Here is a 12,155-nt window from a genome sequence, read left to right as displayed (position 1 = left end):
TGGAACGCCGGCACGCGGCCTCTGAGAGGCCTGCGGCGTAACCCTGCGGCACCGGCGCCGATGCACGGCGAGGGCGGGCTTGCCTCCACGCTCGCGGCGACGCGCATCCCGCATCGCCGGCCCACCCGTCGTCCGCCCATCATATAGGGCGCCCGGACGGCGTTGCCATAACCCAGGAACTCAAGGATGGCAAGGCTCGGGGCAGCGCTCGGGGCAGCGCTCGGAGACAGGCGCGCACGCGTGTGCGCCCCGCCGGTATCGGGGGGAGTGTTCCTCCCACAGTTGTGGTAACGTTTCCCATCAACGTGCGTTAGGCCGACGGGAGGGCGTCTCGGGCGCCGTCCCGCGACTCGTCCAAGGCGTTGCCGGGCCCGCCGGGAACGGTACGCCGCGAAGGGAGACCCCCTGCGTGCGTCACTGGCGTGTCATAGGCATCGCCGCGCTTCTGGCCGTGATCGGCACCGCCGTGCCGCTCGCGGCGACGCTCGTCCTGTCGTGGCGGATGGCGACGGCGGCCGACGAGGAGCGCCTCGGGCGCACCGCCGATCGGGTCCTCGGCAACACGCTGGATATCTACGCCGACGCCGAGCGCACGCTCCAGTCCATCGCCTCCACCGATTTCGAGCCCTGCTCGCCGCGCCACATCCGGCGCCTGCGCGACCTCACGGTCAATTCGCTCGCCACCGACAATCTCAGCTATGTCGGCGGCGGCACCGTGCAGTGCAACGTCTGGGGCCTCGCCGAAACACCCTTCACGCACCCGCCGGCGGAGGTGTCGATGCCGGGCGGCATCCGGCTCGGGGTGAACTTCTCCTCCGACTTCAACCCGCGCCGGCTGATGATGGTGCTCGGCCTGCGCGGCCACACCGCGATGGTCGACCAGACCCGCTTCGCCGCCCCGCTCGGCCATCCGCAGACCCGGATCGAGATCTTCGCGCCCGGCGGCACGCCGGTACAGACGGCGCCGGCCTATCTGCGCCCGGCGGCCGCCCCGGCCGACGAGGACCACCTCGTCGTGCGGCGCGAGGCGAATGGCTGGAGCGTCGTCGCCACCCGGCCGCGCCAGAGCTTCCTCGACCATCTCGACGCGGCGAAATACGCGCTGGCGCCGATCGCGCTGTTTCTCGCCGCCCTGGTGGCGGGGCTCGCCGTCTGGCTGTCGCGCCGGCGGCTGTCGCCGCGCGGGGAACTGGCGCAGGCGGTGCGCAACCGCGAGTTCATCGCCCATTACCAGCCGATCGTCGAGCTCGCCACCGGCCGCTGCGTCGGCGCCGAGGCGCTGGTGCGCTGGCGGCGGCCGGACGGGCAGATCATCCGGCCCGACCTGTTCATCCCGCTGGCGGAGGACACCGGCCTCATCCATCCCCTCACCGACCGGGTGATCGAGGGCATCGTCGCCGATCTCGGCGACCTGCTGCGCCGCGACCGGCTCATGCACATCGCCATCAACCTGTGCGCCGCCGACCTCAATTCCGGGCGCATCCTGCCGGTGCTGGAGCGCCGGCTCGCCGGCACCGGCATCGAGCCGCAGCAGATCTGGCTGGAGGCGACCGAGCGCAGCTTCGTCGACATCGAGCGCGCCCGCGCCACCCTCGCCGAGCTGCACCGGCGCGGCCACATGACGGCGATCGACGATTTCGGCACCGGCTATTCCGGCCTGAAATATCTCGAGCGCCTGCCGGTCGACGCGCTGAAGATCGACAAGTCCTTCATCGACGTCATCGGCACCGAGGCGCCGACCCGGCACGTCACCGACCACATCATCGCCATGGCGCGGGCGCTGAAGCTGCGCATCGTCGCCGAGGGGGTGGAGACCCACGCCCAGGCCGCCTATCTGCGCCGCCACAAGGTGGAGTTCGCGCAGGGCTGGCTGTTCGCGCGGGCGCTGCCGGCGGAGGAGTTCATCGCCTTCTGCCGGCACAACCGCGCCGCCCACGGCTCCCCCTCCAACGTCATCACGCTGGCGGCGGAATAGGGCGGGCAACGATATTGCGGGCGGCGATGTCGCCGGGGCGGCCGTCCGGCTCAGGCGAGCGCCTCGCCGCCGTCGACGGTCAGCGTCTGGCCGGTCACATAGGGCTGGCGCATCAGGTAGAGATAGCCGAGCGCGATCTCCTCCGGCCCCGCCACCCGCCCGACCGGCAGCCGCGCCGCCTCGCCGGCGAACAGCGCCTCCTGCTCTTGCGGCGACATGCCCCGCCACAGCGGCGTGCGCACCACCCCCGGCGCGACGGCGTTGACCCGCACCCGCCGCGGCGCCAGCTCGAAGGCCAGCGCCCGCGTCAGCCCCTCCATGGCGCCGCAGATGCTGGCGGGCACCGCCCAGCCGGCCTTCGGCCGCGCGCTCGCCGTGCCGGAGGTGAAGACAATCGACCCGCCCGGCCACAGATGCGCCCGCGCATGCTTGGCCGCCGTCAGCGCCCCCCAGTAGCGCAGGCCGAAGAAGCGCCGGGCTTGCGCGATGTCGAGCCCGTCCAGCGGGCTGAGCGAAAGCGCCTCGCCGGCGGTGTAGACGAGATGGTCGAAGGCGCCGAGCCCGGCGAACAGGCCGGCCACCGCCGCCTCCTCGGAAAGGTCGGCCGTGCGGCCCTCGCTGCCCGCCGGCAGCGTCTCCACCGCCGCGCGCACCCGGGCGCCGTTGGAGGAGACGACGACGACGCGCGCCCCCTCCGCCGCCGCGCCCTCGGCCACCTTCAGGCCGATGCCGGAGCTGCCGCCCAGCACCACGATGCGGGCGCCGGCAAGGGTGAGGGCGGGGGCCGCGGGCGCAAGAGGCTGCGGCGCGAGGAGTTGGGTCGCGGGCGTGCCCGCCCCGGGATTTCCGGTCGTCGAAATACTGGTCGTGAGATGATCGGTCGTCGGATGCTCGGTCATGGCTCTCTCTCCTGCGGCGCTCCTCGTGAGGCGCTCCTTGCGGAGCCCCCCCGGCGTCGCGCCGGTGTTGCGATGGCCCATGCTGGTCTTGCCGGTATGATGCTTCCAGCGCATCCTTATCCTGATAAAAATGATCAGGAGTCATCATGGCCTTCGACGCGCGGCTTCTCTCCGGCATCGGCGTGATGATGGCGGTGGTGGAGAGCGGCACCTTCAACCGCGCCGCCGAGAGCGTGCGCCTCACCCCCTCGGGCGTCAGCCGGGCGATCGCGCGGCTGGAGCGGCAGGTCGGCGCGCGGCTCTTCCACCGCACGCCGCGCGCCGTCACCCTCACCGAGGAGGGCCGGCGCTTCCATGCCGAGGTGGCGCCGCTGCTCGCCGGCATCGAGGAGGCGGCGGAGGAGGTGGCCGGCGCGCGGGCGGCGGTGCGCGGGCGGCTGCGGCTGAGCGCCGATCCGTGGTTCGCCCGCGTGGTGCTGGCCCCGCGCCTGCCGGAGCTCACCGCACGCCATCCCGAGCTGTTCGTCGAGCTGATGGCGAGCAATCACCGCGAGGAGATGATGGCCGGCGGCGTCGATCTCGCCCTGCGCTTCGGCCCGCCGGCGCCGGGCAAGCTGGCGGTGCGCAAGATCCTGGAGACGCGCATCGTCACCTGCGCCGCGCCGTCCTATCTCGCCCGCCACGGCGCCCCGCGCACGCCGGACGAGGTGGCCCGCCACGAGGCGTTGCTATTCCGCGATCCGCAATCAGGCCGACCCTTCGCCTGGGAGTTCCATCGCGGGACCGAGATCGTGCAGGTGGAGGTGCGCGGCCGGCTGGTGACGGACGATCCCTCGACGGCGCTCGCCGCCTGCGAGGCCGGGCAGGGCCTGTTCCAGAGCTTCGCGCTCGGCCTGGCGCCCTGGCTGGAAAGCGGCCGCCTCGTGCAGGTCCTGCCCGACTGGTCCGACGAGCGCTTCCCGCTCTACGCCTACCACCGCACCCGCCGCCACACCCCGGCGAAGGTCGAGGCGTTTCTGGCCTTTGCGGGGGAGGGGTGAGGGAACTCAGCGCCGCGCCGCACGCACCAGCGCGGCGGTGGCGAGCAGGATCGCCGCAACGGCGATTCCCGTGCACACCGCCCCCGCCGGCGTGATCCGCGCGCTGCCCTGCAGCGTCACCCATTTCCCGACCCGCACGTCGTAGACGGCTTTCATTTCTTCGGGATGGGTGGAGGTGGGTTCCGGTCCGGCGCGACCGGAAGCCTGAACAGATAAAGCCGGCAATGCGAGGTCGGGCATGATTCCCTCTTCGAGGTCGGCCAACGCGCCGGGCGATTATGCGCCCGTGACAGCCGGCGCCAAAGCCCCCCTCACCAGCCACACATCCATGATCCACCCGCGCTTCTCACGGGCTTCGGCGCGGCGGCGCAGGATTTCCGGCCCCACTTCCGCGAGCGGGCCCGACATCAGAAGCTCGTCCTTCATGCCGAGATAGGCGCCCCACCAGATGGCGAGCGGCGGGGCGCCGGCGGCGGTTTCCTCCGCTTCGCGGGCGATCAGCGCCTCCAGCCCCGTGCCGTCATCGAGCATGACGACCAGGGTGCCCTCGTGCGAAAAATCCTTCAGCACGCGCCGCCCGGTGGTGAAGGTCACCTTCTCCCCCACCTCGTTCAGCACCAGCCCGTGCGCACTGGTCAGCGCCTGCACGGCGGAAAGGCCGGGGATCACCTCCACGTCCAGCGCCAGCACGGCGCGCACGCCGGCGAGGATGCGCAGGGTGGAATCGTAGAGCGCGGGATCGCCCCACACGAGCATCGCGCCCACCCCGTTCTCGGGCAGCTCCGCCTCGATCCGCGCGGCGAGGCGGGCGGCGCGTTCCGCGTGCCAGTGCGCGACGCCGGCGCGGTATTCCGCCGCCGGACCGGGCGCGGCGGCGTCCCGGCCGTCGAGGTGCACGCGCGCCTCGGCCCGGCGCTTGGGGCTCTGCGTCCAGGCCAGCCGCCAGGGCGCGCGCCGGTGCGCGGCGAGGATCGCCTCGCGCGCCTCCACCAGCTCGGACGACGCCTCGCCCTTGTCGAAGACAAAGAACACCTCGGCGCGGTTGATCGCCTCGATCGCCTGCAGCGTGAGATGGCCCGGCGCCCCCGCGCCGATGCCGATGACCAGCAGCCGCCGCGTCATGGCGCGGGCGGGGCGGCGGGGGGCGGAGCGGCGGGCGGGGCCGCATCGCGCGCGGCGAACACCTTCTTGGCGATCAGCAGCGCGTCGAGCGCCGCCGGGAAGCCGGCATAGAGCGCCATCTGCATGATGACCTCCACCACCTCCTCCCGCGTCGCCCCGACATTCAGCGCCGAGCCGATATGCACGGTCAGCTCGCGCTCGGCATGGCCCAGCGCCACGAGGCCGGCCACGGTGGCGAGCATGCGGGTGCGCAGATCGAGCCCCGGGCGGGAATAGACGTCGCCATAGCCGAACTCGAAGATGTAGCGGGCGAAATCCGGGGCGACCTCGCCGAGCGCGGCCATCACCTCCTCGCCGGAGCGGCCGGTGATCTGCGAGAGCCGCACCATGCCGCGCGCGAGGCGCGAATCCGGCCCCTCGCCGGCCGCGCCGCCGGTCACATCGCCGGGGGTGCTACCCCCGCTACGGGTGCTACCGGTAGCAGGGCGGATGCTACTCTTTTCACGCCGCTTGCTACCCTCTTTGCTACGGATTTTGCTACCCGTCCCGCTACTCTTGCTACCTGCCGCCATCGCCACCTGCCGCCCCGCTGCCGCGTTCGCCCTCACAGCCCCGCCGCGGCGCGGGCCCGCTCGGCCAGCGCCAGTGCCGCCTGCCAGCTTCCCTCGACGTCGAGCCCTGTATTATCAAGCACTTGCGCGTCCGGCGCCTGCACCAGCGGGGCGCTGGAGCGGCCGGAATCGCGCGCGTCGCGCCGGCGGATATCCTCCAGCACGGCGGCCGGCGTCACCTCTTCGCCGCGCTTCAGCAGCTCGTTGAAGCGCCGCTCGGCGCGGGCTTCCGGCGTGGCGGTGACGAAGAGCTTCACCTCGGCATCGGGGGCGATGACGGTGCCGATATCGCGCCCGTCGAGCACCGCGCCGCCCGGCTGGTGGGCGAAATCCTGCTGCAGCTTCAACAGCTTGGCGCGCACCTCCGGCACCGCCGCCACCTTCGAGGCCGCTTCCCCCACCGGGCCGGCCTTCAGCGCCTCGGCGTCGAGCGCGGCGAGGTCGAGCGCCGCCGCGATCCCCGCCAGCGCCGCCGTGTCGTCGAAATCGACGTTGTTTTCCAAGGCCTTGGCACCGACTGCCCGGTAGAGCAGGCCGGTGTCGAGATGCGGCAGGCCGTAATGCGCGGCGAGCCGGCGCGCGATGGTGCCCTTGCCCGAGGCGGCCGGCCCGTCGATCGCGATGATCATGCCGCCACGGCCTCGTCCTCGATCACCGCGCCGAGCCCGCGCATCTGCGGCAGGAAGCTCGGAAAGCTGGTGGCGATGAAGGAAATATCGTCCACTTTCAAGGGGTTGTCGGCGGCGAGGCCCATCACCAGGAAGCTCATGGCGATGCGGTGGTCCATATGCGTGGCCACCGCGCCGCCGCCGGGAACGGAGCCGGTGCCCTCGACGATCAGGTCGTCGCCCTCGATCGAATAGCTGACGCCGGCGGCCGAGAGGCCATCGGCGACGGCGGCCAGGCGATCGGATTCCTTGACCCGCAATTCGGAAAGACCGTTCATGCGCGTCTTGCCGACGGCAAAAGAGGCGGCAACGGCAAGCACCGGATATTCGTCGATCATCGACGGCGCGCGCTCGGCCGGCACATCCACGCCCTTCAGCGTAGAGGCCCGCACACGGATGTCGGCGACGCTCTCGCCGCCCTCGACGCGCTCGTTCTCGAAGACGATGTCGGCGCCCATCTCCTTGAGCGTGATGAACAATCCGGTCCGCAGCGGGTTGGTCATCACCCCTTCGATGACCACGTCCGAGCCCGGCACGATCAGCGCCGCCACCAGCGGGAAAGCGGCGGAGGACGGGTCGGCCGGCACACGGATCGGAGCCGGCTTGAGCTCCGGCCGGCCCTTCAGCGTGACCTTGCGGCCATGCGCGCCATAGGGCTCCACCGTCACCTGCGCGCCGAAATGGGTCAGCATCCGCTCGGTATGGTCGCGGCTCGCCTCCTTCTCGATCACCGTCGTTTCGCCCGGCGCGCCGAGGCCGGCGAGCAGCACGGCGGACTTGATCTGCGCCGAGGCGACCGGACTCTCATAGGTGATCGGCACCAGGTCCTTCGGGCCCTTCAGCGTCAGCGGCAGGCGCCCGCCCTCGGCGGCGTCCACCACCTGCACGCCCATCTTCTCCAGCGGATCGAGGATGCGGCGCATCGGCCGCCGGCGCAGGCTGGCGTCGCCGTCGAAGGTAGCGGTGATCGGGTTGCCCGCCACCACGCCCATCATCAGCCGCGAGCCGGTGCCGGCATTGCCGAAGTCGAGCACGCCTTCCGGCTGGCGCAGCCCGCCGACGCCGACGCCCTCGACGCGCCATTCGCCCTCGCCGAGCCGCTCCACCGTGGCGCCGAGCGCGGCGCAGGCCTTGGCGGTGTTGAGCACGTCCTCGCCTTCCAGCAGGCCGGAAATGCGGGTCTCGCCGACGGTGAGCGCGCCGAAGATGAGCGAGCGATGGGAAACCGACTTGTCGCCCGGCACGCGCACCCGGCCCTTCAGCGCCGCGGAACGGCGGGCGAGGGCGGGAACGGGATTGGCGTCATGTCCGGTGCTGCTCATCACTCAAGCCTTGTCTTTGGGACCGCGGCCGCGCGGATCCTGCGGAACGGTTATCGCGCGCCGGCGGGAGAGCCGGGCTCCCGCGCCCGCGACGGGCGCCCGTCGTAGCACGAGGGCGTTATCGCCGCCACGGGCCTTCAAGATGCGGCTTGACTCCGCATCGCGAGCAGTTCAATGGGAGCACCCTTTCCATCACCACCCGAGGTTTGAAACCGTGGTGAAACCTGAATTAGGCACCAAGCGCATCTGCCCCGTCACCGGGCGGAAGTTCTACGACCTGAACAAGGATCCGGTGATCTCGCCCTATACCGGGCAGATCGTGCCGATCACCGCTCCTGTCACGCGCGGCCGCGCCGAGGCGCCGCGCGCCGTCGAGGCCGACCCCGAGGTCGAGGAGAACACCGAGGTCGAACTGGTCTCGCTGGAGGATGCCGACGAGGAGGCCACCGCCGGCAACGCCAAGTCGGCCGCCGTCGACGACGATCTGGAGATCGACGAGGACGTCGCCAGCGACGACGACGACGAGGACGCTTTCCTTGAAGAAGATGAGGATGGCGACGACGACGTGTCCGATCTGATCGGCGACGGCCTCGAGGACGACGAGGAAAGCTGAAAAAGCGCTGGGGACGGCGCACCCGACGTGAAGTCGAGGCTTGCAGTCCGCTCCGCCATGTGCTTTACGACCGTTCCGCTCCGGCTCGCACCGGAGCGACAGCCGGGTGAAAACCCAAGGCGAGGCGCTCCGGCGCCCCGCGCATCCGGCGCCCCCGGTGGGGCCATAGCTCAGTTGGGAGAGCGCTTGAATGGCATTCAAGAGGTCGGCGGTTCGATTCCGCCTGGCTCCACCAAATCTCCCCCCGATGGTCGACGCACCTGCCGATTCGCCGCCCTCGCGGCGCGGTCTCATATTCGCGTGACCTTCCGCGGCGTCGAACCGCCGCCAGCCGATCGAGACCGTGCCCGCCGGCACTCGCGGAACAGACGATCGGCTCGTCATGCGCGTCCGCCCCTTTCCAATTGTCGTATGCCCGGCATAGGCTTGCGCTAAACGTTCGACGTGGATGTGACGGCGCCGGCGCGGAGATGCGGCATCTCCGCAGGCGGCTGGCGCGCGCTCGGGAGGAGAATCAATGCAGCTTGGAATCGTCGGCCTCGGCCGTATGGGCGGAAACATCGCGCGCCGGCTCACCAAAGCTGGCCACGACTGCGTGGTCTGGGACCGCAACGAAGCCGCCGTGAAGGAGCTGGGCGCCGAGGGCAGCCGCCCTGCGGGCGACCTGGCCGACCTTGTCGCCAAGCTCGACGCCCCCCGCGCCGTCTGGGTGATGCTGCCCGCCGGCGGACCGACCGAGGGCACCATCGCCACGCTCGCCGGACTTCTGTCGCCGGGCGACGCGATCATCGACGGCGGCAACAGCTTCTACAAGGATGACATCCGCCGCGCCGCCGAGCTGGAGCCCAAGGGCATCCATTACATCGACGTCGGCACCTCCGGCGGCGTCTGGGGCCTGGAGCGCGGCTACTGCATGATGATCGGCGGCGTGAAGGAAGCGGTCGACCGGCTCGACCCGATCTTCGCCGCTCTCGCTCCCGGACGCGGCGACATTCCGCTCACCCCCAGCCGCGAGGGGCGCGATCTGCGGGTCGAGCAGGGCTACATGCATTGCGGGCCGGCTGGCTCGGGCCATTTCGTGAAGATGGTCCATAACGGCATCGAGTACGGCCTGATGCAGGCCTACGCGGAAGGCTTCGACATCCTCAAGAACAAGAAGTCCGAGGCGCTGCCGGCGAACGAGCGCTTCACGCTCGACATGGCGGACATCGCCGAGGTGTGGCGGCGCGGCAGCGTCGTCTCCTCCTGGCTGCTGGACCTCACCTCGATCGCGCTCGCCAAGGACGAGACGCTCGGCGACTATCCCGGCGAGGTCGCCGATTCCGGCGAGGGCCGCTGGACGGTGATGGCGGCGATCGAGGAGGCGGTATCGGCCGAGGTGCTCTCGGCGGCGCTCTATACCCGCTTCCGCTCGCGCCAGGACCACACCTTCAGCGAGAAGCTGCTTTCCGCCATGCGCTTCCAGTTCGGCGGCCATACCGAATTCAAGAACGGCAAGTGAGCGGCGGGCGCGTTCATGGGAAGCGAGACCGTCGTTCTCGGCCAGAAGGTGCTGGCGCCGGACACGGCGCCGGCGCCGGCCTCGACCTTCTTCATCTTCGGCGCCTCCGGCGACCTCACCAAGCGCCTGCTGCTCCCCTCGCTCTACAACCTCGCCAATGAGGGCGTGCTGGTCGACGACTTCGCCATCGTCGGCGTCGACCGCGTGGAGCAGAGCGAGGAGGACTACCGCGCCTATCTCACCGACGAGGTGGCGAACCTGCCGGGTCATCTCGACACCGAGGGCGAGACTTGGAAGTGGCTCATCAGCCGCATCGGCTATGTCGCCGGCGACTTCGAGGATCCCGCTACCTACGGGCGCATCCGCGAGCGGCTGGAGCGGCGCCGGCAGCAGACCGGCAACGCCGTCTTCTACCTCGCCGTCGCGCCGCGCTTCTTTGCCACCATCTCCGAACAGCTCGGTGCCGCCGGCCTGCTGAAGGAGGAGCCGGAGACCTTCCGCCATGTCGTGGTGGAGAAGCCCTTCGGCACCGATCTTCCCTCGGCGCGGGCGCTGAACCGGCGCCTGCTCGCCGTCGCCGACGAGCGGCAGATCTACCGGATCGACCATTTCCTCGGCAAGGAAACGGTCCAGAACATGATGGCGCTGCGCTTCGGCAACGGCATCTTCGAGCCGATCTGGAGCAAGGAATATATCGACCACGTGCAGATCACCGCCGCCGAGACGGTGACGGTGGAGCAGCGCGGGCGCTTCTACGACGCCACCGGCGCGCTGCGCGACATGGTGCCGAACCACATGTTCCAGCTCCTCGCCATGACCGCGATGGAGCCGCCGAACTCCTTCGACGCCGACGCCGTACGCACCGAAAAGACCAAGGTGATCGAGGCGATCCGCCATATGCGCCCGAACGATGCCATCGGCGCGGCGGTGCGCGGCCAGTACCGCGCCGGCTTCGTCAACGGACAGGCGGTGCGGGACTATCGGGCGGAGAAGGACGTCGATCCCGAAAGCCGCACCGAGACCTATGTGGCGCTCAAGTGCTTCGTCGACTCGTGGCGCTGGAACGGCGTGCCCTTCTATGTCCGCACCGGCAAGGCGCTGGCGGTGCGGCGCACCGAGATCGCCATCCAGTTCAAGCGGGCGCCGGGCGTGCTGTTCCGCCACCTGCCCACCGCGCTCAAGCCCAATCTGATGGTGATCCACGTCCAGCCCGACGAGGGGGTCTCGCTGCGCTTCGCCGCCAAGGTGCCGGGCCGCAAGGTCAAGCTCTCCGAGGTGGAGATGGACTTCAAATACGCCGACTACTTCAAGGCGGCCCCAAGCACCGGCTATGAGACGCTGATCTATGACTGCCTGTGCGGCGACCCGACGCTGTTCCAGCGCGCCGATACCATCGAGGCCGGATGGGAGGCCGTCGAGCCGATCATCGAGGCGGTGTCGGGAGGCGAGGACGAGGTGCAGTTCTATTCCGCCGGCTCCAACGGCCCGGCCATGGCCGACGTGATGCTGGCGCAGGATGGCTTCCAGTGGCTGCCGCTCGAAAGGGAACGCCGATGACCGCAACCGACGCCTCGCCCGCCGCGAAGCACACGCCCTCGGGCCGCATCCGGCTCATGGTGTCGGACGTCGACGGCACGCTGGTGAACAAGGAAAAGCAGGTCACTCCTACCACGGTCGAAGCCGTGCGGCGCCTGCGCGAGGCCGGCGTCGCCTTCGCCGCCGTCTCCGCCCGCCCGCCGCGCGGCATGAGGATCCTGGTCGAGGCGTTGAAGCTCGACCTGTTCGGCGGCTTCAACGGCGGCTCCATCCAGCGTGGCGACTTCACGCCGGTGGAGCAGCACTTCGTGGCGGCGGAAGCCGCCCGCAAGGGCATCGAGATGATGGCGCCGCGCGGCGCCTATGTCTGGGTGTTCGCCGACGACGAATGGTTCATCACCGACCCCGGCAACGCCTATGTCGCCAGCGAGATCCGCACCGTGGCGTTCCAGCCCACCGTGGTGGCGGAGTTCGGCGACCACATCGCCCGCGCCGGCAAGCTGGTCTTCTCCTCGACCGATTTCGACATGCTGGCGGAAAGCGAGCCGGAGCTGCAGGCGCTGGTCGGCGCGGGCGCGACGGCGCGGCGTTCGCAGGCCAAATATCTCGACCTCACGCCCCCCGGCACCGACAAGGGCTATGCGGCGCGCGCCTTCGCCCGGCATTTCGGCGTGCCGATGGACGAGGTGGCGGTCATCGGCGACATGGCCAACGACCTGCCGATGTTCGCCGTCGCCGGCCTGCGCATCGCCATGGGCAACGCCGCGGCGGAGGTGAAGGAGCAAGCCGACTTCGTCTCAGTGAGCAATGACGAGAACGGCGTCGCCCACGCGATCGAGCAGTTCGTGCTTCCCCGCGCCGGATAATT

At 70.4% G+C, this 12,155-nt stretch carries 12 protein-coding genes and 1 tRNA gene; 7 read left to right on the top strand and 6 right to left on the bottom strand.

Going from position 1 to position 12,155, the window contains the following annotated elements:
* Window positions 1-409 precede the first annotated feature (409 nt).
* The gene (locus FO470_RS02915; RefSeq protein ID WP_144341410.1) at window positions 410-1,975 is read left to right on the top strand and encodes an EAL domain-containing protein; all 1,566 of its coding nucleotides are present in this window, start codon (window positions 410-412) and stop codon (window positions 1,973-1,975) included.
* 50 nt (window positions 1,976-2,025) lie between these two features.
* Here FO470_RS02915 and FO470_RS02910 read toward each other — a convergent pair whose 3' ends face one another.
* Entirely contained in the window at window positions 2,026-2,874 is an 849-nt protein-coding gene (locus FO470_RS02910) for an SDR family oxidoreductase (protein WP_144341409.1), read from the bottom strand.
* Between the two features lie 146 nt (window positions 2,875-3,020).
* Between FO470_RS02910 and FO470_RS02905 the strand changes: the two genes are divergently transcribed.
* Window positions 3,021-3,914 carry a LysR family transcriptional regulator gene (locus FO470_RS02905; protein ID WP_144341408.1) on the top strand — a complete coding sequence of 298 codons (894 nt, stop codon included), beginning with the start codon at window positions 3,021-3,023 and terminating at the stop codon, window positions 3,912-3,914.
* A 6-nt stretch (window positions 3,915-3,920) separates the two neighbouring features.
* Here FO470_RS02905 and FO470_RS02900 read toward each other — a convergent pair whose 3' ends face one another.
* From FO470_RS02900 to aroA, 5 genes are all read right to left on the bottom strand, one after another.
* Window positions 3,921-4,154 carry a hypothetical protein gene (locus FO470_RS02900; RefSeq protein WP_144341407.1) on the bottom strand — a complete coding sequence of 78 codons (234 nt, stop codon included), beginning with the start codon at window positions 4,152-4,154 and terminating at the stop codon, window positions 3,921-3,923.
* A gap of 36 nt (window positions 4,155-4,190) precedes the next feature.
* On the bottom strand, window positions 4,191-5,036 hold the full coding sequence (gene cobF / locus FO470_RS02895) for a precorrin-6A synthase (deacetylating) (RefSeq protein WP_144341406.1): 846 nt from the start codon (window positions 5,034-5,036) through the stop codon (window positions 4,191-4,193).
* Window positions 5,033-5,425: a carboxymuconolactone decarboxylase family protein gene (locus FO470_RS02890; protein ID WP_144342030.1), complete on the bottom strand. Its 393-nt coding sequence runs from the start codon at window positions 5,423-5,425 to the stop codon at window positions 5,033-5,035. Before FO470_RS02890 ends, cobF begins: the two co-directional genes overlap by 4 nt.
* A 215-nt stretch (window positions 5,426-5,640) precedes the next feature.
* Window positions 5,641-6,276 (bottom strand): (d)CMP kinase, encoded by a 636-nt coding sequence (gene cmk / locus FO470_RS02885; protein WP_144341405.1) that lies wholly within the window; start codon window positions 6,274-6,276, stop codon window positions 5,641-5,643.
* On the bottom strand, window positions 6,273-7,637 hold the full coding sequence (aroA, locus tag FO470_RS02880) for a 3-phosphoshikimate 1-carboxyvinyltransferase (RefSeq protein ID WP_144341404.1): 1,365 nt from the start codon (window positions 7,635-7,637) through the stop codon (window positions 6,273-6,275). Before aroA ends, cmk begins: the two co-directional genes overlap by 4 nt.
* Before the next feature lie 214 nt (window positions 7,638-7,851).
* Between aroA and FO470_RS02875 the strand changes: the two genes are divergently transcribed.
* The 5 genes from FO470_RS02875 to FO470_RS02855 all read left to right on the top strand — a co-directional run bounded on the left by FO470_RS02875 (window position 7,852) and on the right by FO470_RS02855 (window position 12,153).
* On the top strand, window positions 7,852-8,250 hold the full coding sequence (locus FO470_RS02875; protein ID WP_144341403.1) for a TIGR02300 family protein: 399 nt from the start codon (window positions 7,852-7,854) through the stop codon (window positions 8,248-8,250).
* A 159-nt stretch (window positions 8,251-8,409) separates the two neighbouring features.
* A tRNA-Ala gene (locus FO470_RS02870) sits at window positions 8,410-8,485 on the top strand.
* A gap of 282 nt (window positions 8,486-8,767) precedes the next feature.
* Window positions 8,768-9,751 (top strand): phosphogluconate dehydrogenase (NAD(+)-dependent, decarboxylating), encoded by a 984-nt coding sequence (gene gnd, locus FO470_RS02865; protein WP_144341402.1) that lies wholly within the window; start codon window positions 8,768-8,770, stop codon window positions 9,749-9,751.
* 15 nt (window positions 9,752-9,766) lie between these two features.
* Window positions 9,767-11,308, top strand: a complete 1,542-nt coding sequence (gene zwf / locus FO470_RS02860; protein ID WP_144341401.1) for a glucose-6-phosphate dehydrogenase — start codon at window positions 9,767-9,769, stop codon at window positions 11,306-11,308.
* Complete coding sequence (locus tag FO470_RS02855) at window positions 11,305-12,153, top strand: Cof-type HAD-IIB family hydrolase (protein ID WP_144341400.1); 849 nt, start codon at window positions 11,305-11,307, stop codon at window positions 12,151-12,153. Before zwf ends, FO470_RS02855 begins: the two co-directional genes overlap by 4 nt.
* The last annotated feature ends 2 nt before the right edge of the window (window positions 12,154-12,155 follow it).

The organism is Ancylobacter moscoviensis, from assembly GCF_007559435.1.
Classification (GTDB): domain Bacteria; phylum Pseudomonadota; class Alphaproteobacteria; order Rhizobiales; family Xanthobacteraceae; genus Ancylobacter; species Ancylobacter moscoviensis.
Note: the sequence above shows the minus strand (reverse complement) of the source record. Positions and strands in the feature narration are given on the sequence as shown.

Coding starts and splice junctions, on each gene's coding strand:
- FO470_RS02910 (WP_144341409.1), bottom strand. CDS start 2,874: ATGACCGAGCATCCGACGACCGATCATCTCACGACCAGTATTTCGACG.
- FO470_RS02900 (WP_144341407.1), bottom strand. CDS start 4,154: ATGCCCGACCTCGCATTGCCGGCTTTATCTGTTCAGGCTTCCGGTCGC.
- cmk (WP_144341405.1), bottom strand. CDS start 6,276: ATGATCATCGCGATCGACGGGCCGGCCGCCTCGGGCAAGGGCACCATC.
- FO470_RS02890 (WP_144342030.1), bottom strand. CDS start 5,425: ATGGTGCGGCTCTCGCAGATCACCGGCCGCTCCGGCGAGGAGGTGATG.
- zwf (WP_144341401.1), top strand. CDS start 9,767: ATGGGAAGCGAGACCGTCGTTCTCGGCCAGAAGGTGCTGGCGCCGGAC.
- gnd (WP_144341402.1), top strand. CDS start 8,768: ATGCAGCTTGGAATCGTCGGCCTCGGCCGTATGGGCGGAAACATCGCG.
- FO470_RS02905 (WP_144341408.1), top strand. CDS start 3,021: ATGGCCTTCGACGCGCGGCTTCTCTCCGGCATCGGCGTGATGATGGCG.
- aroA (WP_144341404.1), bottom strand. CDS start 7,637: ATGAGCAGCACCGGACATGACGCCAATCCCGTTCCCGCCCTCGCCCGC.
- FO470_RS02855 (WP_144341400.1), top strand. CDS start 11,305: ATGACCGCAACCGACGCCTCGCCCGCCGCGAAGCACACGCCCTCGGGC.
- cobF (WP_144341406.1), bottom strand. CDS start 5,036: ATGACGCGGCGGCTGCTGGTCATCGGCATCGGCGCGGGGGCGCCGGGC.